Below are 237 nucleotides of genomic sequence, written 5' to 3' on the forward strand. Positions count from 1 at the left end.
CAAATCGGGTTTATGGGGCTGGACTGCGATAGAGATGGCGCAGTGAGAGCGGAAGATGTTGCCTTTATCTATACTAGCGAAGAAATCTGGTTTGGTCGGGATATCACTCAAAAGTGTGGTGGCATTGCCAGCAGCCAGCACTATGTGCGGGCTGTGGAAGGTGACAACACCGTCTCCAAAAAACGCTTTAACCCTGTCACCCTTTCAACCGCTACCCGTTGTGGAGTGAATGATTTG

At 50.2% G+C, this 237-nt stretch carries 1 protein-coding gene; it reads left to right on the forward strand.

Annotated elements, in window-relative coordinates; all coding sequences use genetic code 11:
- A partial coding sequence (locus ACY2RR_RS24750; protein ID WP_490110858.1) for a hypothetical protein occupies positions 1-237 on the forward strand: 237 nt, incomplete at both ends.

The organism is Parendozoicomonas sp. 2304DJ65-17, from assembly GCF_058148445.1.